We start from the raw sequence: 25,888 nt of genomic DNA, 5'->3' as shown, positions 1-25,888 counted from the left end.
GCGGCATCAGGCCGCGTCCGCACCATCGGCAAGGGAGGTGCCACGATGTTTTCATTCCAGGAGGAGCCTCAGTCACCCGTTCGGATCAAGGTGATCGGTGTCGGAGGGGCCGGGTGTAACGCCGTTAATACGATGATTACCGGAGGCTTGTGCCGGGTCGATTTCGTGGCCGCCAATACGGACGTGCAGGCGCTGGAGCGCTCTCAGGCCGCCTACAAAATTCAAATCGGGCCGGAGCGGACACGCGGGCTGGGAGCCGGCGCGAAGCCGGAGGTGGGCCGGGATGCCGCCCTGGAAAGCAAGGACCAGATCCGGGAGAGCCTCGTGGGAGCCGATATGGTGTTCGTGACCGCCGGCATGGGAGGCGGGACGGGCACGGGCGCCGCGCCGATCGTGGCCAGCATTGCGCGAGAGTTGGGGATCCTCACCGTCGCGGTGGTGACGAAGCCCTTTCAGTACGAGGGGCATCGCCGGATGAGTCATGCTGAAGAGGGCATTCGTGACCTCGGTCGCCACGTCGATACGCTGCTGATCATTCCGAATCAGCGGCTCTTGGGGATTGTGGACAAGGCCACGCCGTTGCTGGATGCGTTCAAAGTGGCGGATGACGTCCTCCGCCAAGCCATTCAAGGCATCGCCGACGTGATCACCACCACCGGTTTGGTGAACGTCGATTTCGCGGACGTGCGCACCATCATGGCCCATACGGGACGAGCGGTGATGGGAATGGGCATCGCGCGGGGCGGCAATCGAGCGCAGGAGGCGGCGCAAAAAGCCATTTGCAGTCCGTTGCTGGAAGAGGGCAGTGTGGAAGGCGCGCGCGGCGTGCTGCTGAATATTACCGGGGGTCCGAACATGTCCTTGCACGAGGTAGAGGAAGCTGCTTCGATCGTGCAACGGGCAGCGGATTCGGAAGCCAACATCATCGTCGGTCAGGTGATCAACCCGGAAATCGGCGACGATCTGATCGTGACGGTCATTGCCACGGGATTTGAGCGAGAGGAGCAGTCGGCGGTGCGGCCGGTCAATCCAGAACGTGCCGCAGCCCGCGCTGCGGCTGCGCGTCCGGCCCAACAGGTGCTGACAGGCGTACAGGCGGTAGGGGCCGATCGCCCGCCAAAGGACCTCGATCGTCCGACCTTCTTGCGGCGGATGGGTGAGTCGCGTGATGTGACCGACCGAGTTGCGGTGGTCGGCGATGACGAGTGGGACGTGCCGACGTTTCTACGGAAACAGGCCGACTAGAGTCTCTCTGGAGCCCAATCGAACGGGGGAGCGCCATGCTGGCCGATGTCATCACGGTTCCGTCGTTTGCCGATGGCGACGACGGAGTGGAGCATTTCTTTGGGACCCGGCGTTCGGCTCTGAACGTCATGCCGGGTCGTCCCTCTCCGATTCGATCGCGTCGCCAGCCGGCGGGAGCGACGGTCATGTTGTCCGTCAAGCAGGTGCACGGCACGGATGCGTTGGTGGTCGACCAGCCTCTCGGTGAGGGCGTGTCCTTCGACGGCGGGTGGGACGCGCTGGTGACCGATCAACCCGGTGTGGTCGTGGCGGTCCGGACAGCCGACTGTGTGCCGGTGTTGTTGCATGATCCGGCGCGGCGGGTCGTGGCGGCGGTGCATGCCGGCTGGCGCGGCGCGATGGCCGGCATCGTGCCTCGGACTGTCGCGTTGTTGGTGGAACGTTTCGGTGCCACGCCCGAGCACATTCGCATGGCGATCGGCCCGTCCGCCGGTTCCTGCTGTTACGAGGTGGATGCTCCGGTGCTGGCCAGGCTCCGGGAGGTGTTTTCTGACTGGCGGTCGGTTGTCACACCGGTGGGGACCGAGAAGGCCCATCTCGACCTGCGGGCCTTCGTGCGTCGGCAAGCCTTAGCGCACGGCCTGGTGGAGGAGCGAATCGCGACGGTCAATGCGTGCACCATTTGCCATCCCGACTTGTTTTTTAGTTATCGCCGCGAGGGCGTGGTGAGGGATACCATGGTCAGCGGCATTGCGCTTGTGCCTGGGCGGTGACCCCCGTTGCCGGGATGGATGACAATAGCGACACCATAGTGGTTCGCGTACGGGCCGTGCTGGAGGAGATTCGTCGTGCCGCGGCTCGGGCCGGCCGCTCACCCGACAGCATTCGATTGATGGCGGCTACCAAAACTGTGTCCGTGGAACGAGTGCGTGAAGCGGTCGACGCTGGAGTGCGGCATCTGGGAGAAAATCGCCTTCAGGAGGCCCTGCCAAAAATCGAGGCGCTCGGGAGGCCGGGCGTGTGCTGGCATTTTATCGGCACCTTGCAGCGTCGCAAAGTCAAGTCAGTGGTCGGCCGTTTCGACACGATCCAATCGGTCGATAGCCTGGAGTTGGCGGAAGAAATCAATCGCCGGGCGGGTGATGCGGGCCTGCGACAACGGGTGCTTCTGGAAGTGAACCTCGGCGGAGAGGCCAGCAAGGGTGGATTCGATCCCGTTGCCTTGATTGCTTCGTTGAAGGCCTTGAGCGGCCTGGAGCATTTGGAGATTCGAGGGTTGATGGCCATTCCGCCTCCTACCGCGACGGCCGAAGAGGCCCGACCGTATTTTCGCCGGCTGCGGGAGTTATCGCAGTCATTGACAGCGCCAGGCTTGCCGAACATTAATATGCAGGACCTGTCGATGGGGATGTCGCATGATTACCCGGTGGCGATCGAAGAGGGCGCCACATACGTCAGGATCGGAACGGCGATATTCGGAGAACGGGGAACCTAGGGTGATGTTGCCGAAGCGGGTGGTGTTCCTAGGCGGAGGACAGATGGCCGAAGCACTGATCGGTGGTCTGTTGGCGGCGGGTGGAGCGGAGGCCGTTATGCTGACGGCGACGGATCCTGTGGCGGCACGTCGCGATCGGCTGGCCGCGCGGTTTGGAATCAAGGCCCTCGACGACAACCGATCTGCCGTGAGCGACGCGGATCTGGTGGTGCTCGCCGTCAAACCGCAGGCGATGCCTGCGGTCCTTGGTGGGGTGGGTAACGAGCTTAGCGGAAAGCTGGTCGTGTCGATTGCGGCCGGTGTGACGACCGCCTGGATTCGCGAGCGGGCTGCGGATGCGCGAGGCATCGTGCGGGCCATGCCGAATACGCCGGCCTTGGTCCGTGCTGGTGTGACGGCCTTGGCCTATTCAGCCGATCTTCAAGCCGAGGATGTGACGGCTGCGCGGACTCTCTTTGAGGCCGTGGGAGCGGTGGTTTCGGTGGAGGAGCGGTTGATGGATGCCGTGACCGGTCTGAGCGGAAGCGGGCCGGCCTATGTATTCGTCGCCATCGAGGCCTTGGCGGACGGAGGTGTCAAGATGGGACTGCCTCGGGCAACAGCGCAACTGCTTGCCGCCCAAACCGTATTGGGGGCGGCGCGCATGTTGTTGGATCGAGGGGAGCACCCGGCCTGTTTGAAGGATCAGGTGGCCTCGCCGGGCGGCACGACGATAGCCGGGTTGCATGCGTTGGAGGCGGGGGGCTTGCGGGGATGTTTGATGGCCGCGGTTGAGGCGGCGACGAACCGATCACAGGAGTTGGGACGCTCATGTTTGTGATGGGCAATGTGTTGCAGGGGGTGGCGACGGTCTTGGATACGGTGCTGTGGCTCTATATGTGGGTCATCATCGCACGCGCCTTGATTTCCTGGGTGAACCCGGACCCCTGGAATCCGATCGTCCAGTTTCTGGAACGCGCGACCGAGCCGGTCTTGTCTCCGATTCGCCGGCTGTTGGGGTGGCGGATGGGGATCGACCTGTCGCCGATGATCGCGATTCTGATCCTTGTCTTTCTGCAGTATGCCGTGGTTCAATCCCTACGGGATATCGCCGTGCGCATGCATTAACCCTCGGGGAAGAGGTGTCGCATGAAAATCACCCCCATCGATATTCAGCAGATGTCCTTTCAGGTCAAGTTCCGCGGCTATGACCGTGATGAGGTCAATCGGTTTCTGGAAGAACTGGCCTTGACGGTGGAAAATTTGAATCGCGAGAACAGTATGCTGCGGGACAAGGTGACCGCCACCGAACAGCAGGTCGCGGACTTGCGGCGCACCGAAGCCACGCTGTCGAGTACGCTGGTGTCGGCGCAATCGTTGGCGGAAGAGGTGAAGCGTTCTGCGCAACGAGAGTCCGAGTTGATCGTGAAGGAAGCGGAGCTGAAGGCCAGTGAGATTGTTCGGCAGGCGCGCGTGAGTTTGTCCGACATGCAGCGGGGCTTGGCCGATCTGCAGAAGCAACGGCTGATGCTGGTGGAACGTTTCCGCGCGACCTTGCGTTCCTTCGAGCGGATGCTGGAGGTGGAAGAGAGCGAGGCGTATCAACCGGACTCGACGGCGATCGAGGGGAAATTGGCCGGCGAGTCCAGTTCCACCCGTTGACTGTTTCTCGTCGCTGTCCTCGCGCGTCTGTCCTTTCGCCGTGGTGACCGGTCACAGGGCACCAGTACCACGTCGACCACTCCTCATGACACATTCCGATGTGATTCACGCGGCCCTACAAGGAGCCGTCGATGACGGCACCTTCCCTGGTGCGGTCTTGGCGGTTCGGCTGCGCGGCCGATTAGTCTATGAAGCGGCGGTAGGCCGGTTATTCGTGCAACCGCTCGGCGAGCCGGTGACGACGGAGACCTGGTATGACCTGGCGTCGCTCACCAAGGTGCTTGCCACGACGACGGCGTTGCTGCTCCTTGTGCAGCGGGGAGAGGTTGCGCTCGGGGACCCTATTCAGAAGATTCTTCCTGAACTCGTCGGCCGCCCTTGCGGTTCGGCGACGATCCGCCAGTTGCTCACACATAGTTCGGGTCTTCCCGGCTGGCGCCCCTATTTCGAACGGATCGCAGAGGCAGAAAGCACGCACCCTGGGCTCATCGGAACCGCTGCGGCACGGCAAGCTGTGCTCGGGTACATCGGGGCTGAAGAGCTTATCTACGAGCCGACGACACGCAGCTTGTATAGCGACCTCGGGTTCATCCTGTTGGGGTTGGCGGTGGAGCGGGTGACGAGGCAACCGCTAGACCGTTGGTGTCAGGAACAGATCTTTGAACCGTTCCATGCCGAAGCGTTGAGTTATCTGCCTCGAGGGAGCGCTGTGCTCGACAAGCCATCGTCAGGGCCGCCGCGGAGGATCGCCGCAACCGAGGTGGACGCCTGGCGCGGGCGCACCCTCTGCGGGGAAGTGCACGATGAAAATGCCTTTGCGTTGGGCGGTGTCGCAGGGCATGCGGGACTATTCGGAACTGCTCGGTCAGTCTTGGCGATTGTGCAGGCTTGGATGGATGGTTACCGCGGTCATGGGACCTGGTTGGATCCGAAGTGGGTACGAGTCTTCACCCAGCGGCAGCAGGTCACTCTCGGTTCCAGTTGGGCATTGGGCTGGGACACCCCATCGGGGTCGTCCTCGGCCGGAGCCCTCTTTTCTTCCGACTCGTTCGGCCATCTCGGATATACCGGCACGTCGATTTGGATCGATCCCATCCAGGAACTGGAAGTGGTCCTGCTTTCGAACCGTGTGCACCCGACGAGGCGAAACGAAAGCATCCGCGCATTTCGCCCGAAGATTCACGATTTGGTTTATCAGGAATGCGTGGGGCGTTAGGAAGACTGGTCGGGGTAGTCGGTCCAGGTCTCTTTTTCGGCCAGATAGCGGGCGCCCTTGAAGTTCGGGCGCGTGCGCATCCGGACGAATCCCAGGCCTTGCAGTTTCTCAACGACTGATTTCACCGCAGCGCCGATGGTGGGATGCACGGTTCCCTCGACGACCAAGGCCTCGTACATCACCTTCCCTGTATAACCGGAAGACACCCGGCTTACCTGGATCGCCCGATTGAAGTAGCGATCGCTCGGATCGATGCCTTCGATTTGATGGCGTTCAACCAAACCCTCTTTTCTAAAAAGGAGGGGCAGCGCACTCATACGATCCTCCGTCGGTCAAGTCCTGTTGGTACCCTATCAAGGAGGCAGATTATAGGGAGCTGTCTACCGGAGTGCAACCGTCGTTGACAAGGGGGGCGGTGCTTTCTATGATGCGCGCTTCTTGCCTCAGCGACGGGCGTGAGCGGCGAGGACCTCCGGCGCCATCGATTCTGATGAACATGAATGTCCCCAACAGTTTGACCATCCTCCGCATCCTCCTGATCCCGGTGTACGTGGGGCTCCTCAACTATGAACAATTCGACTATGCCCTCGCCACTCTCTTTATCGCCGGCCTGACCGACGCCCTGGACGGGACGATCGCGCGCGTGGCCAATCAACGCACCAAACTCGGTGAGGTGCTGGATCCCTTGGCCGACAAACTCATGCTCACAACCGGCTTCATTACCCTGTCTGTGATGCACTTGGTGCCGCTCTGGGTGACGATCTTGGTGGCCAGTCGTGACTTGATGCTGATGTTGGGCGCGGCGGTCGCCCATTTCACCAATACACAGGTGGACATCTCACCGACGGTACTTGGGAAAGGCACGACGCTGGTGCAACTGACGACCCTGGTTGCCGTCGTGTTCTTCGCTTCACGCAAGTATGACTTGGCATCCTTGGATCCGCTTCTCTATCTCATGGGCGGAGTGACCCTACTCTCCGGCCTGCATTACCTCTCGCGCGGCTATCTCCGCATCAGCTCCAGTCAGAATTGAGCGGCTGACGCGTCTCAGACTGCTCGACGCTCGCCTCCGCTTCGCCGCATTTGTTTGACAGGTTGTGGGGGGTCTTATAGACTTCAAACGTAGTTTCCCGCATCCGTCGTGTGTGTTGCGGCCCGCCGTCACAGGAGTGGAACCAAGGCCATGGCTACATTTGCCTACGTTGGACGAAACCGCCAGGGTGCGGTCAAAAAAGGCGAGCTGACCGCCAAGACGAGAGACGAAGCGGTCGATCAGCTGCGTAAACAACAGGTCGTAGTCACCAGCCTGGAAGAAAAATCCGGGAAGGGCGGGAAACTGAACCTCAGCATCGGGAGCGGCCTCACCGATAAAGACCTTGTGGTGTTCACCCGCCAGTTCGGCACCATGATTAACGCAGGGCTTCCGCTCATCCAATGCCTCGATATCCTCTCCACTCAGTCGGAGAACAAGGTCCTGCGAGAAACGGTAGCGGATGTAAAGAACAGCGTGGAAGCGGGGTCGACCTTCTCCGATGCCCTGAAGAAACACCCCAAAGTGTTTGATGATCTGTACGTCAATATGATTCACGCCGGTGAAGTCGGTGGTCTGCTGGATACGATTCTGACCCGTTTGGCCAAGCACATCGAGAAAGCGATGAAGCTCAAAGGGCAGATCAAGTCCGCTATGGTGTATCCGAGCGCCATTGTCGGCGTCGCCATCATCGTCATCAGCGTGTTGATGGTGTGGGTGATCCCGATTTTCGCCAAGATGTTCTCGGAAATGTCGGGCGGGAAAATCGGATTGCCGGGCCCGACGCAGCTGGTCATCGATATCAGCAATTTCTTTCAGAGTTACTGGTACATGATGGCCGGGGCGTTGTTCGCCACCATGTATGCCGTCAAACGGTATTACGGCACGACCAATGGCCGCGTCGTCATCGATCGGCTGTTGTTGAAGTTCCCCATTGTCGGGGATTTGATCAGGAAGGCGTCCGTGGCCAAATTTACGCGTACTCTCGGCACGCTGATTACGAGTGGCGTGCCGTTGCTGGAAGGCCTGAGTATTTGCGCCAAGACCTCCGGCAACAAAGTGATCGAGGAAGCGCTTATGAACGCCCGGGTCAGCATCAGCGGTGGAAAAACCATTTCCGAACCGCTGGCCAAAGGCAATGTGTTTCCCAAAATGGTCACGCACATGATCGCCGTCGGGGAATCGACGGGGGCGTTGGATGCCATGTTGGGCAAGATCGCCGACTTCTATGAAGATGAAGTGGACCAGGCCGTCGCGGCCCTCACCTCACTGCTCGAACCGATCATGATGGTGGTGTTAGGCACCATCATCGGATTTATCGTCATTGCGATGTACCTTCCGATCTTCACGATGGCGCAAGCCATTCAGTAGCGACGTGGCGTCGCCGCGGTGCGGTGTTCTTTCGGCGGACCCGCACCGCACCTCTATCAGGGCAGGATGCCCCCATGCGTGTCCCCGTCAGCCCCTCGCATAGCAGCCTCTGTGAAGCGTCTCCTCTTTCGTTACGCAAGGCCTCTCATTCGATCAGCTTTCACAATCCCCGCGAGTCCACGCTATGTTGGAGTTAAGAACGCGGCTGCATTGGTTGCTGGGCCTGCGCGTCCTTGTGGTGACGCTGCTGCTTGGCTTGTCCCTGGTCTTTCAGGCTACGCGCGGAGAATTGGTGCCGACCTTCTCCGCGTTGATCGTCGTGACCTATGCACTCACGATCGTCAGCGCCCTGCTGTTGCGATATCTGACGGCTCCGCGTGCCTTGACCGTCTTCACCTGGGCTCAGGTGGCGATGGATTTCCTGCTGGAGACCATCCTCGTTGCGAGAACCGGGGGGATTGAGAGCCCGTTCGCCGTCCTCTATGTCGTCACGGTGACAGTGGCGAGTCTGGTGCCGCAACGTCGTGTCGGATTGGTCACCGGCGCCGGCTGCGCGCTGTTGTTCGGAGCGATGGCAGGGATTCAATGCTTTGGTGTGCTCAACTCCGATGGGTGGCTGCCGCCGGGTAAGTTAAGTGGGCCTGAAGCGTTGCAGAGCATTGGGACCTATGGACTTGCGTTTCTGATGGTCGGCTTCCTGAGCGGTATCTTGGCCGACCAGCTGCGGTTGGCCGATCAATCCCTGCGAGAAAAAGAACAAGGGCTCACCCGGCTCCAGCTTTTTCACGAAAATATCGTCCGAAGTATCAGCAGCGGAGTATTCGCGACGGACGAGGTCGGACGCATTACCTCCTTCAATCCGGCGGCCCATGAAGTTACCGGCTATACGTTTCCTGAGGTGCAGGGACGATCCTGGCGCGAGGTGTTCCACTGCCGACCGGGAGAAGCGGGCGCGGAGGAAGTTGTCACGGCCCCGGCTCGATTCGAGGTGGAATGCCGGCGGGCAGACGGCAGCCGCTTGGTGTTAGGTATGACCGTCTCTCCGCTGCAGGAGCAGGGGATGCAGCGCGGCCTGGTTGGCGTGTTCAAAGATCTGACTCAAATTCGGTATCTGGAAGAAGAAATGCGCCGGAAAGAGTGGTTGGCCAACCTCGGAGAAATGTCGGCGGGGATGGCGCATGAAATTCGCAATCCATTGGGGGCGCTGGTCGGAGCCATGCAGATGCTGCGGCATGACGTCGGCTCGGATGAGACCAGCCAGAGGCTTATGGATATTGCGATTCGAGAGGGCAAACGGCTCGACAACATCATCACTGAGTTTCTGCAGTATGCGCGCCCTCCGGCCTTGCATCTCACGGAGCAAGATTTGAACAAAGTCCTTGCTGAGACATTGGATCTGATTCAACATGAAGCTCGATCGCGCAGGAACATGACGATTGCTTTCACCGCGGCTCTCGGAACCCTCACGGCGCCGGTCGATCAGAATCAACTGAAGCAAGTATTCTGGAACCTCGCCGTCAACGCATTCGACGCCATGCCAGCCGGAGGAGTCCTGACGATCAGCACGGGGGTGCGACGAGTGGAACTCGGTGAGTGCCGGACCAACGTGATCGAAATCGCATTCCAGGATGAAGGAGAAGGCATCCCAAAACAGAACTTCGACAAGATTTTTCTGCCGTTTTTTACCACGAAAAAAGAAGGTTCTGGGCTAGGACTCGCTCAGGTGCATCGCATCGTGGACCTGCACGGGGGATGGACGAAGGTGGAGAGCGAAGTGGGCAAGGGAACGCGATTTGTGGTGTGTCTCCCGCAATCGCCAGAAACCGGTGCGCGGCTGTGGCATGAAGGAAGGGAAGTGTGGAAAAGATTCTAGTCGTCGATGATGAGCAGGGGTTACGGGACGTCTTGAGCATCATGCTGAAGCGCGCGGGGTATGCTGTGACGACCGCCTCCGACGGCGACGAGGCGATCGCCCAGGTTCAGAAGGAAATCTTCGACCTCGTGATCACGGACCTCCGGATGCCGAGGGTGGGTGGGTTAGAGGTGCTCAAGGCTGTGAAGGCCGCTTCTCCGGAGACGGTGGTGCTGATGATCACCGCCTTCGCGTCGGCGGACTCGGCGGTCGAAGCCATGAAGCAGGGGGCCTACGATTACCTGACCAAGCCGTTTCAGGTCGACGAGGTGCAACTGATCGTTCGCAATGCGATCGAGCGTCGACGGTTGTCGACGGAGAATATGTTGCTCAAGCGGGAACTGGCGAGCCAATCGTCGTTCTCTCAAATCATCGGGCAAAGCGAGCCGATGCAGCGGGTCTATGACATCATCAAGAAGGTGGCCGACTCCAAAAGCAACGTGCTCATCGGGGGGGAGAGCGGAACGGGAAAGGAATTGGTGGCTCGTGCCATCCACTACAACAGCGTGCGCTCGTCCATGCCCTTTGTGACCGTCAATTGCAGCGCCGTCCCCGAAACATTGCTGGAGAGCGAGTTGTTCGGCCACATGAAGGGGTCGTTCACCGGAGCCATTTCCAACAAAGCCGGGCTCTTCGAGGTCGCCAACGGCGGCACCATCTTCCTCGATGAAATCGGCGATACGACGCTTCCGATCCAAGTGAAGTTGCTGCGCGTGATTCAGGAGCGCGAATTCCGGCGCGTCGGAGGCACGCAGGATATGAAGGTTGACGTGCGGATCATCGCGGCGACCAACCGGGATTTGGAGAAGGCCGTGGCCGAAGGGTCCTTTCGGGAAGACCTCTATTACCGATTGGATGTCATTCCCATTAAGCTCCCCCCGCTGCGCATGCGCACCAGCGACATCCCTCTCCTGACCCAACATTTCTTGGAGAAATTTGCCAAGGAAAGTGGTAAACCAGTGCCGACGATGAACCAGGAGGCCATGCGCGTGCTGTTGGCGCATGAATGGCGAGGCAACGTTCGTGAATTGGAGAACGTGATCGAACGCGTCGTGGCCTTCACGACGGGATCGTCGGTGACGGAAGCGGATATTCGAGGCTGGCTCCATAAATCGGTCAGTACCCAGCAAGTCCTGCCTTCGGATTTGCCGGAGGATGGTTTGGACCTGGAGCGGCTCATTGATTCGATCGAGAAAGACTTGCTCTTGAAAGCACTCGAACGCAGCCAGTGGGTGAAGAAGCGGGCTGCGCGACTCCTGCGCTTGAATACCCGCTCATTCCGATACCGCCTCGAGAAATACGAGATCAAAGGAGGCCGGGATTAGCGCCGCCCCAGATAGCCGCGAGTGAACGGTACCAGTTTACGTGTTCTGACCCCCGCCAAAGTCAATTTGATCCTTCGGGTACTGGAGCGTCGCTCCGACGGATTCCACGACATTTGGTCGTTGATGCAGACGGTCGGGCTTGAGGATGAATTGCGTCTCACCGTTACGCCTGACCGACCAGTCCGAATCGACCTGCGCTGTGATCATGCCCAACTGGCATCCGACCAGAGCAATCTGGTGTATCGGGCGGCGCAATTGGTATTGGAACGGGCCGGGCAGTCGGCGGAGGTGTCGATCACGCTGACGAAACGGATACCCCTCGGCGCGGGGCTGGGAGGCGGTAGCAGTGATGCCGCCGCCACGATCTTGGGACTGGCCAAGCTGCTGGGGCTTAGTTGGTCGGGCGAGCAGATGGCCGCGATCGGCCAACGGCTGGGCAGCGATGTTCCATTCTTTTTCGTGGCGCCGACCGCCTGCGTGACCGGGCGGGGCGAGCATGTGCGCCCCGTGCGGCTGCTCGGCCGACGCTGGATCACCTTGGTCAACCCAGGCTTTCCGGTCGAGACCAAGTGGGCCTACCAACAACTGGTGTCGACCCGCGCCGCCGTGCGCCCGCTGTCAGGGGCCCATCGGCATCTGGACGTTCAATCGGAGATGGACTGGAGCGAGGTTACGCAAGCTGCAGAAAACGATTTTGAAACGCCGGTCTTTGCTCGCCACCCGGTATTGGCCGACATCAAACGCCGACTGCTCGATGCCGGCGCCGAGGTGGCGCTCCTGTCTGGAAGCGGCGCGACCATGTTCGGCGTCTTCCGCGAGCAGACTGTGGCGGAGAGGGCTGCGGCCTTGTTCGTAGAGGAAGGGCAAATGAAAGCCGTTGCGGTCCCAACCGCGGGTGCGCCGGTTCTTTCGCCGGCCTGATCATGCGCACGGTTAACGGTGGTGGAGGGGGGCGGTGCTGCGGTGGTGGTCTGACGAGACGTCCGCTGCCGCGCGGTTGACAACTTCCAGACGTTTTCGCTAATGTGCTGTGCTTCGGTAGGCGTCCTCATGTCCTGACAGTCCAAGAGGTCAGCGGGATCGAACGTCCCGTCCGTGCCCACCGCTTTATACGAACTCGACTCGAATCGTTACAATATTCGGCGTTGCCACGTACCGGATCGAAGGGGTGGAATGAACAGGGAACTCAAGCTCTTCTCGGGCAGCGCCAATCCTGCGCTTGCGCAGGCTATCTGCAGTTATCTCGGACGGCCTATGGGGGCGGCGACCGTTTCCTCGTTCAGCGACGGCGAGATCCGCATCCGCGTCGAAGAGAACGTGCGCGGAGCCGATGTGTTTGTCGTTCAGTCCTGCTGCTCACCGGTCAACGACTCGATCATGGAAATGCTGATCATGATCGATGCGTTGAAACGCTCTTCGGCTAACCGCATCACGGCGGTGATTCCGTATTTCGGCTATGCCCGGCAGGATCGCAAGGATCAACCGCGCGTGCCGATCTCGGCCAAGTTGGTGGCGGACATCATTACGACCGCCGGCGCGGACCGAGTGCTGACCATGGACCTCCATGCCAGCCAGATCCAAGGTTTCTTCAATATTCCCGTGGATAACCTCTATGCCTTGCCCGTCTTGATGGATTACATCACAAAACGCCGGATCAGTGATCTGGTCGTGGTCTCACCGGATGCCGGGGGAGTGGAGCGAGCCAGGGCGTTTGCCAAACGGTTGCAGGCCAATCTGGCCATCATCGACAAACGTCGGGAAGGGCCGAATCAAGCGCAGGTGATGAACATTATCGGGGATGTACAAGGCAAGAGCGCCCTCCTGCTGGACGACATGATCGATACGGCGGGGACCATCGTGCAGGGCGCGCAGGCCTGTTTTGAAAAGGGGGCGCGCGAGGTCTGGGCGGGATGTACGCATGGGGTGCTGTCGGGGCCGGCGTTGGAGCGCCTCCAACAATCCTGCCTTGTGGAAGTGTTGATCACCGATTCCATTCCGTTGCGTGGGAAAGAGCAGAAGTGTCCGAAGATCAAGGTGCTGTCGGTGGCGCCTCTCCTAGGGGAAGCCATCAGGCGCATTCATGAAGATGAATCGGTGAGTTCGTTATTCGTGTAGGCCGTTCGCGTCGAGCGACGGGTCGAGGAGGAGTACGATGAAATTCGATTTGACGGTTGAGAGCAGACAAGGTGGAGGCAAGGGACCCGCGCGTCAGCTGCGACGAGCCGGCAGGGTTCCCGCGGTGCTGTATGGGCAAGGAGAGTGTCTCCTGCTCTCGGTCAAGCCTGAGGAATTGGTGAAGATCATCCGGTCGCAGGCTGGGTCCACGGCGTTGATCAGCATTACCATCGACGGAGCCGCCGGCAAGGCCAAACGTACGGCGCTGTTGCGGGAATATCAAGTAGATCCGATCCTCGGCAAGGTGTTACACGCGGACTTCTTCGAGGTGTCGATGGACAAGCCCATCCGGGTGAAGGTCCCCGTGCACCTGACCGGTGGGCAACCGCTCGGACTGAAAGAAGGCGGCGTCTTGCACCACGTATTGCGCGAGCTGCATGTCGAGTGTTTGCCGTCTGCGCTGCCGGATTTCATCGAGGTCGACGCGTCGCAATTGCAAATCAATCAAGGCATCCATCTCAAGGATGTCAAGCAGGCCGAAGGGGTTCGCTTCCTGGATGACCCTGATCATATGATCGTGAGCGTTGCCGCCCCGATCACCGATGCGAAGCTCGAAGCCTTGCTGACGGCCGGTGCTCCCGGTGCCGAAGGCGCCAAGGAACCGGAGGTTGCGGCTAAGGGCAAGGCGGCGGCGGAGGGCACGGCCGAGGCGGGCAAAGCCGGTGAAGCCAAGGCCGGGGCCGCGGCCAAGGGTGCTGAGAAGAAAGAGCCGGAAAAGAAGAAGTAGCTGCGTTGCACCTCATCGTCGGTTTGGGCAACCCCGGCCCTCAGTATGCGGCGACCCGCCACAACATCGGGTGTTGGGTCGTCGAACGGGCGGCGGCGCGTTGGTCGATTCGCCTCATCAGGAAGGGCGCGGCCCAGCGAGGCTCGGGTCGCGCCGGTTCCAAACTGGTCGAGCTTGCCGGAATGCTCGATTGGATGAATGTCACCGGTCCTCCCCTGAAAGGCCTCCTTCGCGAACTTGGCTTGACGCCCGAGGCGCTGGTCGTCGTGCATGACGACCTCGACATGGAGCCCGGCCGGCTTCGGATCAGGCAGGGTGGCGGGAGCGGCGGCCACAACGGCATTAAATCCATTGTCGAGGCCCTGGGTACGCCGCAGTTCGTACGCGTCAAGATCGGCATCGGCCGTCCGGCGCCTCGGCAGGACTCGGCGGATTACGTGCTGGAGCCGGTTTCCGCGAACGAAATGGCTGTGTACGAACCCTGTTTGGCTCGGGCCGTCGATGCGCTGGAATTGCTCGTGAATCGGGATGTTGCCACCGCGATGAATCAGTTCAATGTGCGGGACAAGCCGGAAGGCGGGCCGAAGCCGAATGAGCCATGTCAGTGACGGAGAGGGGTGCCGTTCGCTCCTGCCGTTGGATCGTTGTGGGTCTGTATAGGGTACAATGAGTGAGGTCGCAGCAACGGGGAGGTGTCATGACCGCCCAGAAGCCCCAACCACTGTCGCTTGCCGCGTTTGACCTGTCTCCGGAACGCGGGTTCCTTCCGATCACCGACCCCCTCGATCGACTTCCCGATGAAGCCGTATTGAATGAACTGGGAGCGGAACTTCCTAAGTATCTTGCCGCGCGGCAAGTGCGACGTCTGATTCATGACCGGCAGGCGATGATGGGACCGGTCGCGGATGACTGGGGCCTCGATGCCTTTCGTGCTGCGATGCGCACCCTGTCCTTTGTCAGCCATGCCTATGTGTGGGAGGACCCGGACCATCCCGCTACGCAGTTACCTGAGAGTCTGGCCCTTCCCTGGTATGCGGTGGCACAGCAGCTCGGGCGTCCGCCCGTCTTGTCTTACGCGTCGTATGCTTTGCACAATTGGCGCCGTCTCGATCCAAATCGGCCGATCGAATTGGGCAATCTCGCCTTGGTGCAAAATTTTCTGGGCGGGCTCGATGAAGAATGGTTCGTCCTCGTGCACGTGGAGATCGAAGCGGAGGCGGGTCCTGGCCTGAAGGGCCTGGTCGACGCGCAGAATGCCGCGCTGGAAGACCACCCGGATGGAGTCCTGAAGGGGCTGCGTGGCTTGGCGGCTGCCCAAGAGGCCATGTGCGAGACCTTGTTGCGAATGCCCGAGCGCTGCGATCCCTACATCTATTACAGTCGCGTGCGACCCTTCATTCATGGTTGGAAAAACAATCCGACGCTGCCGGAGGGCTTGGTGTATGAGCACGTGTCGGCCTACGGAGGGCGCCCGCAGCAATTTCGCGGAGAGACCGGCTCACAAAGTTCGATTGTCCCCGCCCTGGATGCAGGGCTCGGTGTGAGTCATGCGGAGGACCCTCTGACGCAATACCTGATGGAAATGCGGGACTACATGCCGCCTCGTCACCGTGCGTTTATCGAAGCGCTCGAACAGCGTGTGGATACTCAGCACAGGCCGCTCCTGTGTGGGTATGCCGATGACCGCCGATCCACCCATCCGGAATTGTGGAAGGCTTTCTGCGCCTGCGTAGACCTGCTTGCCCAGTTCCGTGAAACCCATCTCGGGTATGCGGAGCGGTACATTTTCCGTCAACAGCAATCCCACGCCGGCAATCCCACTGCAGTCGGCACGGGTGGCACACCCTTCATGCCCTATCTCAGGAAACACCTCGAAGAGACGAAACGCACCCATGCGTAAACCAGGCGAACCGATCTATTTGTGGGCCCATCTGATCGCGTTGTTGTTCGTCGTACTTTCCACCGTTGCACTGCCTCGTCTAGCTGAATGGGTGGTCGGACCGTTGAGCTTCGGCACCCAGGTGCTGGTAGGCTTGGCGATTGCGGTTGTCGGCGGGATACTATTGTATCGAGTCTTTAACCCTTCTGCTCGTAATCAACCGTAGCGGCACGCCGTCGCTCACCCGCTCCTTGTACCCTTCCGACCATTGGACTTTCCACCTGTGGGCCCGTGAAAGTTGTCCAGATCATGGTGCACCATGCCTGGTATGATCTTGACAGGCCTCGCCCATGGAGAGGGAACCATGGTGTGGAATCATTTCGTCTTCATTGTCCTGGTCGCGGGGATGGGCCTGGCGCTCACGGTTCTCCCTTCGGAGACAAGCGCCGAATGGTACGTCGCCGGTCAGTTCGGCGCGAACTTCGCCGATCCCCTTCGCAATGTCAGGGGGACCGGCAGCCTCGCGGGCTTGGATTCCCCCAATTACAATCTCAAAACCAGTCCGGCATTCGGTGGAAAGGTCGGGGTGTATCCCAACCACGGGCTGTTCGGACTCGAGCTCGATGTGTCACACAGTGCCCCGCACATCAAGAACCTCGATGACATACCCGGCATCCATCTGACGGTGACAGGAATCGGTGCGCATGTGGTCGTGCGTTATCCTGGGATGACCTGGCAGCCCTATATCGGCGGCGGTCCGGCGCTTCTCGTGGCACGACTCGGTCGGTCTACCACCACTGAGCGTGACACACAAGTTTCGGTCGGGGGGGACGTGCTCGCGGGCATTCGCGCATTTGTCGCACCGAAGGTGGCGTTGTTCACGGAGTACAAGTACACCGACTCCACCTTGCGGTTCGGCGGCGCATTCGGGCCGGTGGGGGGATTTGATGCCACCTATCGCGCGCATCAACTGTTTGTGGGCCTGTCGTATCACTTTTAACGAGGACGGACCATGCTCGGCTGGCTACCGGGACGGAACACTGGGCTGTGGGCGCACACCGAACAGCGACTCCTGCCGCGGCTGCTCAGCTGCACGGTGTGGCTCTGTTGTGTCGGGGTGATCACCGGCTGTGCCGAATCGGTTCATCAAACGGAGCGGCTGGCGCGAAGCGAGTTCGCCTTGGACCCGGGATATGCAGACTCGCTGTCCTATTCCTATTGGCCCGGCCCTGGATATGGGCCCGGTTATGGAATCGGCTATGGTCCCGGCTACTGGGGACCACCGTTGGGTTACTACGGGTACCCTTACGGCCCGCTCGGGTATGGCTGGTACGGCGGCTATCGTGGGTTCGGCGGGTGGCGAGGGCCTTCAGGAGGCGGGCCGGCTATCCACGGACCGAGACCTACGCCACCGGCGAACGCGCCCCCACAATTCAAGAAAAAGTACTAAGCGTAACCTGCCGACGGCAGACCCCCGGATTGTTGACAGAGTGAAAAACGCTGTGCTACCGTCTTGTGTTCTTGCCGGGTAGGCCGGCAAGCCTACACCTCGCTCCCGTCCTTGAATGGGGGCCTTTGTCCAGGAGGCAGCTGCATGGAGCTCTACGAGTCTCTGTTCATTATTCGTCCGTCCCTCAGCGACGAAGACACGTCCGCGCTGATTGAAAAAATGAAAGGCGTCGTCACGAAGAACGGCGCATCGCTCCAACGGGCCGAGAATTGGGGCCGGAAAAAGTTGGCGTACGAAATCAAGCGCGAGCGGAAGGGGACCTACGTCTACTTCTACTTTCAAGGAGCCGGTACGGTGGTCGGTGAACTGGAGCGCGCGTACCGCTTGGAAGATTCGATCATCAAGTTTCTCACGGTTCGGTTGGAGCAGGAACCGGCTCCGCCGCGAGGAGCGTCGGTGACGGCGCCACAAGGAGCGACCGTTGGCGGGGTTCAATAAAGTCATCCTCATCGGGAACCTGACCCGCAACCCTGAGCTGCGGTACACGCCCAGCGGCACGCCGGTCGCAAGTTTCGGCCTGGCGACCAGCCGTCGCTTTAAGCAGGGTGATGATCTCAAGGAAGAGGTCTGCTTTATCGACATCGTCGTGTTCGGCAAACAGGCGGAACATTGCGGGCAGTATCTCAGCAAGGGCAATGGGGTCATTGTCGACGGACGTCTTCAACAGCGTCGGTGGGAGACCGAAGACGGCCAGAAACGCAGTAAGCACGAAGTGGTGGCGCAGAGCGTGACCTTTCTCCCCAAACGAGGCGAGGCCGGAGGGGACAGCGCGGCTCCGCACGAGGAACATTCGTACGACGACGAACAGTATTAGCAGACGGAGGCAAGCATGGAACGAGCAGAACGAAGTGGCGGGGGCGGGCGGTTTTTTCAGCGCCGAAAACCTTGCCGGTTTTGTGTGGACAAGGCGCCGATCGACTTCAAAGATGTCGGTTTGTTGCGGAATTTTCTGACGGAGCGCGGACGGATCGTGCCGCGTCGCATTTCAGGGAATTGTCTGCAACATCAGCGCGTCCTGACAATGGCTGTGAAGCGGGCCCGCCATATCGCCTTGGTCAGCTTTGCGGAAGAGCGATAGGCGAGGAGCGGGGCCTTGCTGAGTTGTGAATCAGGCAGCCGGTTTGCCGTAGGGTCCCGGTTAAGGGAAACGGTGTTCGAGATAGGGACTCTGTCCATGGATAGGCTCAGGCCTGCGATTGTCGACATCACACCGGAAGGTCTCACGCTCGACTGCACCGCGACCGGACTGCAGCTGGATTTGCAGGAATCAGAGGAAAAGTTTCGAGGCCTGCTCGCGATTCATCTAGAGGTCGTTCAGGCGGACGGTCCCATCATTGTGACCGGCACGGTAGAGGGGACGGCTCTCCGGCAATGTGTGCGTTGTCTGGCTGAGTATGCCGATCCGCTGTTCGTGTCCGTCTATGCGGAATTCCTCAAAAAACAACCGCTTGCGGTCGCCAAACCTGCGGCTCAGGGGCAGGGGCGACGAGGGAGCAGGCGAGGCCCTCAACCGGCGCAGCCGGTCGAAGAGTCGGAAGATGAGGACGAGCTGTATCACTACCAAGGCGAGCACCTCGATCTCGTGCCGATGTTGCGAGAGCAGATCATTCTGGCTGCGCCGATGCAGCCGCTCTGTCAGGAAAACTGTTTGGGGCTCTGTCCACGGTGCGGGCAGAATCTCAATGAGCGTCGTTGCGGCTGCCCCCCTGAGCAGGGGCCGAGCCCGTTTCGTGTTGTGCGGGAGCGCCGGAAAGACAGCGGCACGGCGTAGATCGTTAACCGGGTCAGAGGCCCGTTGGTGAAGGAGTCGTTATGGCAAATCCGAAACATAAACATTCACGGTCCCGTCGGGATATGCGGCGGACGGCGAAAACCAGGCTGGTTCCGCCGGGCTTCTCGGTCTGTCCCCAGTGTCACGAACTGAAGCTGCCGCACTACACCTGCCTGAATTGCGGGACATACAAGGGCAAGGCCGTCATCGTCGTCGAAGAATCCTGACGGCGTGTTCTTTTCACGCGTGATTCGGTACAATCGCCCGCTGTGATCACGATTCGACGCCATGTCATGCGTGAGGCCTATTCAGGTCTTGGCCGACAGGGTGTCTCTGCACGCGTCACCTCTCTACTCGTGGACCGTTGACCGCACATGAAAATTGCCGTCGATGCGATGGGCGGAGACCATGGGCCGGCCCCGGTCATTGAAGGCGCCATGCAGGCGGCGCAGGAATTGGGAGTCGGCATCATTCTCGTCGGCAAAGAGGATGAACTGACTGCCGCCTGCCGCAAGCTCAACTGTTCGGACCCGCGCATCACGATCCGCCATGCGCCGCAGGTGGTGGAAATGCATGAGTCGCCCGCTACGGTGGCGCGAAAGAAACGAGATTCTTCCATTTGGGTTGCCACAGAACTGGTGAAGGCGGGGCAGGCCGATGCGGTCGTCAGTCCTGGGAATACGGGCGCGAGCATGGTCGCGGCGTTTTTTGTCTTGGGTCTGACCAAGGGGGTGGAGCGTCCCGCCATTGCGACGATGTTGCCGACCCTCACCGGCAGTGCCGTCATGCTGGACGTCGGCGCCAACGTCGACTGCTCGGCGCAGCACCTTGAACAGTTTGCGCTGATGGGGAACGAGTTCGCCAAGCACCTGTACGCCAAGCCGAATCCGCGAGTCGGCCTCTTGAGCATCGGCGAGGAGGACACGAAAGGCAACGAGGTAACCAAGGAAGCGTTTAAGTTGCTGAAAGCGAGCCCGCTCAATTTCATCGGCAACATCGAAGGACGCGACGTTTATAGCGGCAGTGCCGATGTCGTGGTCTGCGACGGCTTCATCGGGAACGTCGCGCTGAAGATTTCCGAAGGCGTGGCCGAGGTGATCAAGAAGTTGCTGATGAAGGAGCTGTCAGGCTCATGGTTGGGACGGCTGGCCTATCCGCTCATTGCTCGGCCGCTGCTGAATCTCAAACGCAAAATCGACTACGCTGAATTCGGCGGCGCACCGTTGCTCGGTGTGAATGGGACGACCATGATCTGCCACGGACGCTCCTCGGCCAAGGCGATCAAGAATGCCATCCGCCGCGCCAAGGGGTTGGCGGAGACTCGCCTGGACGAATTGATTCAACGTGACATCGAAGAGAGCCTGGCGCGGCATCGGGATGAGCGCGCGGAGGGGATGCAGGCGTGAGGCGGGCACGCATTACCGGGACCGGATCCTACGTTCCCGAGCGGGTGATGACCAATGCCGAGCTGGAGCAACTGGTTGCAACCTCCGATGAGTGGATCCGTGAGCGCACGGGGATTCGCGAACGGCGCATTGCGGCCAAGGGGCAGGCCTGTTCGGATTTGGGGCTAATTGCGGCGGAACGCGCATTAAAAGCGGCGGGTCTGTCGGCCGGTGATCTCGACATGATCCTCCTGGCGACCTGTACGGGAGATCTGCCGCTGCCCTCGACGGCCTGTTTGCTGCAACATCGATTGGATGCGAGACGCGCGGCAGCGTGCGACCTCTCGGCAGCCTGCTGCGGTTTCGTGTATGCGCTGGGAGTGGCCGACGCCTATGTGCGGACCGGCATGCGCCATGTCTTAGTGGTGGGCTCTGAGGTAATGTCCGCGATCACCGATTGGACGGATCGTAACACCTGTATTCTCTTCGGGGACGGCGCCGGGGCCGCCGTGGTGAGCGCAGAGGAGGGTGAGCGCGGCGTGTTGTCCACCCATCTGCATTCGGACGGCAGCCTCTGCGACCTGATCGTGGTGCCGGGTTGTGGGACCAGGATTCCGCCGTCGGAGCAGGTGCTCACTGAGCGCGCGCAGTACATCAAAATGAAGGGCAATGAAACCTTCAAGGTGGCGGTGCGCACCTTGGAGGAAGTGGCGCGCGAGACGCTGGCGGCCCATCAGCTCTCGGTCGACGATCTGGACCTCTACGTTCCCCACCAGGCGAATCTGCGGATCATCAAGGCCGTGACCGAGCGCCTGGGCCTACCGCTGGACAAGGTCGTGCTGAACATGGATCGTTATGGTAACACCTCGGCGGCGTCGATTCCCATTGCCCTGGATGAAGCAGTGCGGGATGGGCGTGTTCAGAATGGGCAGTTGGTGATGCTGGGCGCGTTCGGGGCCGGGTTGACCTGGGCGTCGGCCCTCATTCGCTGGTGACCGAACAGCGCCGGGCGCCTCGCACGTCCGCAGCTTTTTCCCGTTGACTTTGAGCCTGGTTTCTACGATACCTTACGCGGCTATGACGACGGCAGGCATAGGATTTCTCTTTCCCGGTCAGGGATCCCAATCGGTCGGGATGGGGCGGGGATTGTACGATGCGTCTCGTGCGGTGCGGGCGGTTTACGAAGAAGCCTCCGTGGTCCTTGGATACGATGTCGCGCAACTCTGTTTCGAGGGGCCGGCAGAGCGACTGAATCTAACTGAAAATACGCAGCCGGCCTTGCTGGTCAGCAGTGCGGCGGCGCTCAAAGCCTTGGAGCCGTCCGGGGTGCGGCCCATCACAGTGGCCGGTCACAGTTTGGGCGAATACTCGGCGGTCTATGCGGCGGGTGGATTGTCGTTCCGCGATGTCGTGGCGCTGGTGCAGAAGCGGGGGCGATATATGGCCGAAGCCGTGCCGCCCGGAACCGGACTGGTTGCCGCCCTGCTGGGCCTTTCCGCCGAAGTGGTCAAAACGGTGTGCCAGGATGCGGCCTCTGTGGGGGTTGTTGCGGCGGCGAACTTCAATTCTCCCGGGCAGGTGGTGATTGCCGGCGAAAAGGCTGCCGTCGAGCGGGCGATCGAGATCGCCAAGGACAAGGGCTGTAAAAAGGCCATTCCCTTGCCGGTCAGTGTGCCCGTCCATACGCCGCTCATGCAGGGCGCGGCGGATCGATTAGCGGCGGAATTCGGCGGGGTGACTTGGCGGGATTTGACCGTGCCGTTGGTGAACAATGCCGAGGCCGTCGCGCTGCAACGCGCCGACGAGATCAGGGCTTCGTTGGTTCGGCAATTGCCGTCATCGGTTCGATGGGAAGAGTCGGTGCAGGCGATGGTGCGGTTGGGCGTCACGACATTCGTGGAAGTGGGACCAGGGACGGTGTTGACCGGGCTGGTGAAGCGCATCGTCCCCACGGCGACCACGTTGAACGTGCACGATCCCAAGTCATTAGAGACCACGTGCGCGGCCTTGGGTGCACCGAGTGGCGTGTAAGGCTCCGGAGATAAACAGGGAAACAGACTGATGTCATTACAGGGAAAAGTTGCTATTGTGACCGGCGGGGCCCAGGGAATCGGACGGGCGATCGCGGAAGCCTTGGCCGAAGACGGGGCCGACATCGCGGTGGCCGATCTGGATCCCGGACGGTCGGAAGAAGCGGTGGCAGCCATCCGGACACTCGGCCGGAAGGCGCTGAATGTCAAGGTAAACGTCGCTGACTTTAACGATGCCAAGGCTATGGCCGATCAGGTCATGAAAGAATGGGGCAAGATCGATATTCTGGTGAATAACGCCGGCATCACCCGTGACGGGTTGTTGTTGCGGATGAAGGAAGAGGATTGGAATCTGGTGCTGCAGGTCAATCTCAACGGCACCTTCCATTGCACCAAGGCGGTGTTGCAGCCGATGACCAAGCAACGATACGGGCGCATCGTGAATATTGCCTCGATCGTGGGGGCGATGGGCAATGTGGGGCAGGCCAATTACGCCGCATCGAAGGCGGCGGTGATCGGATTTACCAAGACGGTGGCGCGGGAGTATGCGAGCCGTGCGGTCACGGTCAATGCGGTCGCGCCGGGGTTTATTGACACGGCGATGACGCAAGGTTTGCCAGCCGAGGTGAAGGAGACGTTGCAGAAGCAGATCCCCTTGGGGCGGCTGGGCCTCCCTGCGGATATCGCCGCCGCGGTCCGCTTTCTGGTATCGGATGCCGCGTCATACATCACCGGGCAGGTCTTGCACGTGAACGGTGGCATGCTCATGGTATAAGTAAGTACAAATGGAAGGGCGAGGCCGGTGATTCGGCAGTGACGCCGGTCTTGGAGTGAAGGAGGAGGCTTGCATGGGGAAGGAGGTGGGGAAGTCAATGGCAACAGTAGATGAACGGGTGAAGAAGATTATCGCCGAGCAGTTGGGGGTCGAAGAAGAGGAAGTGACGCCTGAAGCGCATTTCGTCGAAGATTTGGGCGCGGATTCGCTTGATACGGTTGAGTTGGTCATGGCGCTCGAAGAAGAGTTCGAAATCGAGATTCCCGATGAAGACGCCGAAAAGATCCTGACCGTCGGGAAGGCGTTGGAATATATTAAGGAAAAGGCATAGCAGGACGCAGCGGTATGCACGATCGACCCACCAGACGTGTCGTGGTCACCGGCCTAGGGCTGGTGACGCCCCTGGGAACCGGTACGGAAAAGACCTGGAAGGCCCTGTGTGCCGGGGAGTCAGGAATCGGTCGCATTACACGATTCGATCCCTCCGCCTATGATGCGCAGATCGCCGGAGAGGTCAAGGATTTCGACCCGGCTCAGTTTATCGAAAAAAAAGAAATCAAGAAGATGGACACGTTCATTCATTACGCCGTGGCGGCGAGCCAACTGGCGGTGGATGATGCGGCACTGAAGGTGGAGCCTGAGGAGGCGACGAAGGTCGGCGTATATATCGGCTCCGGCATCGGTGGCTTGGGCTCGATCGAGCACTACCATGATGTGCTCAAGGAGAAAGGCCCCGGTCGGGTCTCGCCGTTTTTTATTCCCATGACCATCATCAATTTGGCTTCCGGCCAGGTCGCAATCAGGCTGGGGGCGAAGGGGCCGAATTCCTGCGCCGTCACGGCTTGCGCGACCGGGAATCATTGCATCGGCGACGCGTATCGGCTCATTCAGCGCGGTGACGCGGATGTGATGATCGCCGGTGGGGCGGAAGCGGCCATTACTCCGCTGGGCGTGGCCGGGTTCGCATCGGCCAAGGCCCTGTCATTCAGGAACGATGCGCCGACGAAGGCCAGTCGGCCGTTCGACAAAGACCGGGACGGCTTCGTGTTGGGCGAAGGGGCGGGCGTGGTCGTGCTGGAAGAACTCGAACATGCCAAGCGGCGCGGAGCCCGGATGTATGCGGAACTGATCGGGTATGCGATGAACAGCGATGCCTACCACATCACGGCTCCGCCCGAAGAGGGCGAGGGTGCCGTTCGTTGCATGGAAATGGCGCTGAAAGATGCGACGGTTACCACGTCGGATGTCGGCTACATCAACGCTCATGGCACCTCGACCATGGCGGATGCCATCGAGACCAAGGCCATCAAGCAGGTATTCGGTGAGCAGGCCTATCGCATTCCCGTCAGTTCGACGAAATCCATGACGGGGCATTTGCTGGGCGCAGCCGGCGGCATCGAGGCCGTGTTCAGTATTCTGGCGCTGTACCATGGAATTCTGCCTCCAACCATCAACCTCGAGCACCCGGATCCTGCCTGCGATCTCGACTATGTGCCGAATCAGGCTCGTCCGGCCAATCCGAAGGTCGTGTTGTCCAACTCATTCGGCTTCGGCGGGGTGAACGCCTGTCTGCTGTTCCGCAAATGTGAGTCGTAATTCCCTTCCTCGCACGAGTCATGGGTTATGACGCCGGCAACGTCAATTGAGACGGTCCAGCGCCTCCTCGGCTATCAGTTCCGCCGGCCGCGCCTCCTGGAAGAAGCCCTGACCCACAAATCCTATTCGAACGAGCGACGCGGAAAGGATCGGCGGCAAAACGAACGGCTGGAGTTTCTCGGCGATGCCGTGCTGTCGCTCATCATGAGCGAGTATCTCGCGGCGGAATTTCCGGACAGCAGCGAGGGTGCGCTGTCGAAACTCAAAGCCCAATTAGTCAGCGAAACCTCTCTGGCCAAGGCGGCGCAGCGCATGAATTTGGGTCGCCTGCTTCGTTTGGGGAAGGGTGAGGAACTGTCGAAGGGCCGGGAAAAGCATTCCCTGCTCGCGGATGCTCTCGAAGCGTTGATCGCGGCGGTCTATCTGGACGGTGGACTTGATGCGAGTCGGTCCTTTACGCTGCGGGTACTGGAAGAGGAACTGCTGGCCGTCCGCGCCTACCATGCCAAGCCGGGGATGGGCGACTATAAGACGCATCTGCAGGAGATTTGTCAGAAGCGGTTCGATGTGCTGCCGCGCTATGAGACCGTTCGGGAATCCGGCCCGGATCATGAGAAGGTGTTCGAGGTCGCGTTGACCATCCAAGGGACGCTGAGAGGGACGGGGCAGGGGCATAGTAAAAAGGAAGCTGAGCAGATGGCGGCGAAGCAAGCGCTGGAACAGCTGACGGCCTGTGACGCCGCCCGCTGAACGGCAAAGGAAGGAGGCATGATGGCACAGGCTCGATGGGCGAGATGGTTGGGGG

32 protein-coding genes are annotated in these 25,888 nt (G+C 60.5%); 31 read left to right on the top strand and 1 reads right to left on the bottom strand.

All coding sequences use genetic code 11. From position 1 onward, the window contains the following. Nucleotides 1-45 precede the first annotated feature (45 nt). The 7 genes from ftsZ to HRU82_07790 all read left to right on the top strand — a co-directional run bounded on the left by ftsZ (nt 46) and on the right by HRU82_07790 (nt 5,597). Nucleotides 46-1,245: a cell division protein FtsZ gene (ftsZ, locus tag HRU82_07820; protein ID QOJ34857.1), complete on the top strand. Its 1,200-nt coding sequence runs from the start codon at nt 46-48 to the stop codon at nt 1,243-1,245. 35 nt (nt 1,246-1,280) lie between these two features. Further along, nucleotides 1,281-2,018: a peptidoglycan editing factor PgeF gene (gene pgeF, locus HRU82_07815; GenBank protein ID QOJ34856.1), complete on the top strand. Its 738-nt coding sequence runs from the start codon at nt 1,281-1,283 to the stop codon at nt 2,016-2,018. Nucleotides 2,019-2,032: 14 nt separating this feature from the next. Then, nucleotides 2,033-2,740 (top strand): YggS family pyridoxal phosphate-dependent enzyme, encoded by a 708-nt coding sequence (locus HRU82_07810; GenBank protein ID QOJ34855.1) that lies wholly within the window; start codon nt 2,033-2,035, stop codon nt 2,738-2,740. 4 nt (nt 2,741-2,744) lie between these two features. Then, nucleotides 2,745-3,560, top strand: a complete 816-nt coding sequence (gene proC, locus HRU82_07805; protein ID QOJ37146.1) for a pyrroline-5-carboxylate reductase — start codon at nt 2,745-2,747, stop codon at nt 3,558-3,560. Beyond that, entirely contained in the window at nt 3,551-3,847 is a 297-nt protein-coding gene (locus tag HRU82_07800; protein ID QOJ34854.1) for a YggT family protein, read from the top strand. Before proC ends, HRU82_07800 begins: the two co-directional genes overlap by 10 nt. 21 nt (nt 3,848-3,868) lie before the next feature. Beyond that, a complete protein-coding gene (locus tag HRU82_07795) occupies nt 3,869-4,381 on the top strand; it encodes a DivIVA domain-containing protein (protein ID QOJ34853.1) in 513 nt (170 codons plus the stop codon). Nucleotides 4,382-4,466: 85 nt separating this feature from the next. Next, complete coding sequence (locus tag HRU82_07790) at nt 4,467-5,597, top strand: serine hydrolase (GenBank protein ID QOJ34852.1); 1,131 nt, start codon at nt 4,467-4,469, stop codon at nt 5,595-5,597. Here the strand turns inward: HRU82_07790 and HRU82_07785 are convergent. After that, nucleotides 5,594-5,914 carry a hypothetical protein gene (locus tag HRU82_07785; protein QOJ34851.1) on the bottom strand — a complete coding sequence of 107 codons (321 nt, stop codon included), beginning with the start codon at nt 5,912-5,914 and terminating at the stop codon, nt 5,594-5,596. The two genes, HRU82_07790 and HRU82_07785, sit on opposite strands and share 4 nt — an antisense overlap. 173 nt (nt 5,915-6,087) lie before the next feature. Between HRU82_07785 and HRU82_07780 the strand changes: the two genes are divergently transcribed. The 24 genes from HRU82_07780 to rnc all read left to right on the top strand — a co-directional run bounded on the left by HRU82_07780 (nt 6,088) and on the right by rnc (nt 25,833). Next, on the top strand, nt 6,088-6,630 hold the full coding sequence (locus HRU82_07780; GenBank protein ID QOJ34850.1) for a CDP-alcohol phosphatidyltransferase family protein: 543 nt from the start codon (nt 6,088-6,090) through the stop codon (nt 6,628-6,630). A 150-nt stretch (nt 6,631-6,780) separates the two neighbouring features. Further along, nucleotides 6,781-7,998: a type II secretion system F family protein gene (locus HRU82_07775; protein ID QOJ34849.1), complete on the top strand. Its 1,218-nt coding sequence runs from the start codon at nt 6,781-6,783 to the stop codon at nt 7,996-7,998. A 184-nt stretch (nt 7,999-8,182) separates the two neighbouring features. Further along, nucleotides 8,183-9,871 carry a PAS domain S-box protein gene (locus HRU82_07770; GenBank protein ID QOJ34848.1) on the top strand — a complete coding sequence of 563 codons (1,689 nt, stop codon included), beginning with the start codon at nt 8,183-8,185 and terminating at the stop codon, nt 9,869-9,871. Further along, complete coding sequence (locus HRU82_07765; protein QOJ34847.1) at nt 9,856-11,235, top strand: sigma-54-dependent Fis family transcriptional regulator; 1,380 nt, start codon at nt 9,856-9,858, stop codon at nt 11,233-11,235. The genes HRU82_07770 and HRU82_07765 overlap by 16 nt, the downstream gene beginning before the upstream one ends. Nucleotides 11,236-11,256: 21 nt before the next feature. After that, entirely contained in the window at nt 11,257-12,156 is a 900-nt protein-coding gene (locus HRU82_07760; protein QOJ34846.1) for a 4-(cytidine 5'-diphospho)-2-C-methyl-D-erythritol kinase, read from the top strand. A 252-nt stretch (nt 12,157-12,408) separates the two neighbouring features. Beyond that, nucleotides 12,409-13,350, top strand: a complete 942-nt coding sequence (locus tag HRU82_07755; protein QOJ34845.1) for a ribose-phosphate pyrophosphokinase — start codon at nt 12,409-12,411, stop codon at nt 13,348-13,350. Nucleotides 13,351-13,387: 37 nt separating this feature from the next. Beyond that, nucleotides 13,388-14,137 (top strand): 50S ribosomal protein L25, encoded by a 750-nt coding sequence (locus HRU82_07750; protein QOJ34844.1) that lies wholly within the window; start codon nt 13,388-13,390, stop codon nt 14,135-14,137. Between the two features lie 5 nt (nt 14,138-14,142). Continuing rightward, a complete protein-coding gene (locus HRU82_07745; protein QOJ34843.1) occupies nt 14,143-14,745 on the top strand; it encodes an aminoacyl-tRNA hydrolase in 603 nt (200 codons plus the stop codon). 89 nt (nt 14,746-14,834) lie between these two features. After that, on the top strand, nt 14,835-16,037 hold the full coding sequence (locus HRU82_07740) for a hypothetical protein (protein ID QOJ34842.1): 1,203 nt from the start codon (nt 14,835-14,837) through the stop codon (nt 16,035-16,037). Beyond that, nucleotides 16,030-16,242 carry a hypothetical protein gene (locus HRU82_07735; protein QOJ34841.1) on the top strand — a complete coding sequence of 71 codons (213 nt, stop codon included), beginning with the start codon at nt 16,030-16,032 and terminating at the stop codon, nt 16,240-16,242. The genes HRU82_07740 and HRU82_07735 overlap by 8 nt, the downstream gene beginning before the upstream one ends. A 102-nt stretch (nt 16,243-16,344) precedes the next feature. Next, the gene (locus tag HRU82_07730) at nt 16,345-17,016 is read left to right on the top strand and encodes a porin family protein (protein QOJ34840.1); all 672 of its coding nucleotides are present in this window, start codon (nt 16,345-16,347) and stop codon (nt 17,014-17,016) included. A 12-nt stretch (nt 17,017-17,028) separates the two neighbouring features. Further along, nucleotides 17,029-17,466, top strand: coding sequence for a hypothetical protein (locus tag HRU82_07725; protein QOJ34839.1), 438 nt, complete (start codon nt 17,029-17,031; stop codon nt 17,464-17,466). 144 nt (nt 17,467-17,610) lie between these two features. Further along, nucleotides 17,611-17,964, top strand: a complete 354-nt coding sequence (gene rpsF, locus HRU82_07720; GenBank protein ID QOJ34838.1) for a 30S ribosomal protein S6 — start codon at nt 17,611-17,613, stop codon at nt 17,962-17,964. Continuing rightward, a complete protein-coding gene (locus HRU82_07715; GenBank protein QOJ34837.1) occupies nt 17,948-18,340 on the top strand; it encodes a single-stranded DNA-binding protein in 393 nt (130 codons plus the stop codon). Before rpsF ends, HRU82_07715 begins: the two co-directional genes overlap by 17 nt. Before the next feature lie 15 nt (nt 18,341-18,355). Beyond that, nucleotides 18,356-18,604: a 30S ribosomal protein S18 gene (locus HRU82_07710; GenBank protein QOJ34836.1), complete on the top strand. Its 249-nt coding sequence runs from the start codon at nt 18,356-18,358 to the stop codon at nt 18,602-18,604. Between the two features lie 96 nt (nt 18,605-18,700). Further along, entirely contained in the window at nt 18,701-19,297 is a 597-nt protein-coding gene (locus HRU82_07705) for a DUF177 domain-containing protein (protein ID QOJ34835.1), read from the top strand. Between the two features lie 41 nt (nt 19,298-19,338). Continuing rightward, nucleotides 19,339-19,524, top strand: coding sequence for a 50S ribosomal protein L32 (gene rpmF, locus HRU82_07700; GenBank protein ID QOJ34834.1), 186 nt, complete (start codon nt 19,339-19,341; stop codon nt 19,522-19,524). Nucleotides 19,525-19,671: 147 nt separating this feature from the next. Beyond that, on the top strand, nt 19,672-20,703 hold the full coding sequence (gene plsX / locus HRU82_07695) for a phosphate acyltransferase PlsX (protein QOJ34833.1): 1,032 nt from the start codon (nt 19,672-19,674) through the stop codon (nt 20,701-20,703). Further along, complete coding sequence (locus tag HRU82_07690) at nt 20,700-21,677, top strand: ketoacyl-ACP synthase III (protein QOJ34832.1); 978 nt, start codon at nt 20,700-20,702, stop codon at nt 21,675-21,677. Before plsX ends, HRU82_07690 begins: the two co-directional genes overlap by 4 nt. An 82-nt stretch (nt 21,678-21,759) precedes the next feature. Next, nucleotides 21,760-22,713, top strand: a complete 954-nt coding sequence (fabD, locus tag HRU82_07685) for an ACP S-malonyltransferase (protein QOJ34831.1) — start codon at nt 21,760-21,762, stop codon at nt 22,711-22,713. 30 nt (nt 22,714-22,743) lie between these two features. Beyond that, nucleotides 22,744-23,487 carry a 3-oxoacyl-[acyl-carrier-protein] reductase gene (gene fabG, locus HRU82_07680; GenBank protein ID QOJ34830.1) on the top strand — a complete coding sequence of 248 codons (744 nt, stop codon included), beginning with the start codon at nt 22,744-22,746 and terminating at the stop codon, nt 23,485-23,487. 97 nt (nt 23,488-23,584) lie between these two features. Beyond that, nucleotides 23,585-23,818 (top strand): acyl carrier protein, encoded by a 234-nt coding sequence (acpP, locus tag HRU82_07675; GenBank protein ID QOJ34829.1) that lies wholly within the window; start codon nt 23,585-23,587, stop codon nt 23,816-23,818. Between the two features lie 14 nt (nt 23,819-23,832). Continuing rightward, nucleotides 23,833-25,083 carry a beta-ketoacyl-ACP synthase II gene (gene fabF / locus HRU82_07670; GenBank protein ID QOJ34828.1) on the top strand — a complete coding sequence of 417 codons (1,251 nt, stop codon included), beginning with the start codon at nt 23,833-23,835 and terminating at the stop codon, nt 25,081-25,083. A gap of 27 nt (nt 25,084-25,110) precedes the next feature. Next, on the top strand, nt 25,111-25,833 hold the full coding sequence (gene rnc / locus HRU82_07665) for a ribonuclease III (GenBank protein QOJ34827.1): 723 nt from the start codon (nt 25,111-25,113) through the stop codon (nt 25,831-25,833). The last annotated feature ends 55 nt before the right edge of the window (nt 25,834-25,888 follow it).

Origin of the sequence: Nitrospira sp., from assembly GCA_015709715.1 — a bacterium.
Taxonomy (GTDB): domain Bacteria; phylum Nitrospirota; class Nitrospiria; order Nitrospirales; family Nitrospiraceae; genus Nitrospira_A.
The sequence above is the reverse complement of the archived record's forward strand: the minus strand, read 5'-3'. Positions and strand labels throughout refer to the sequence as shown.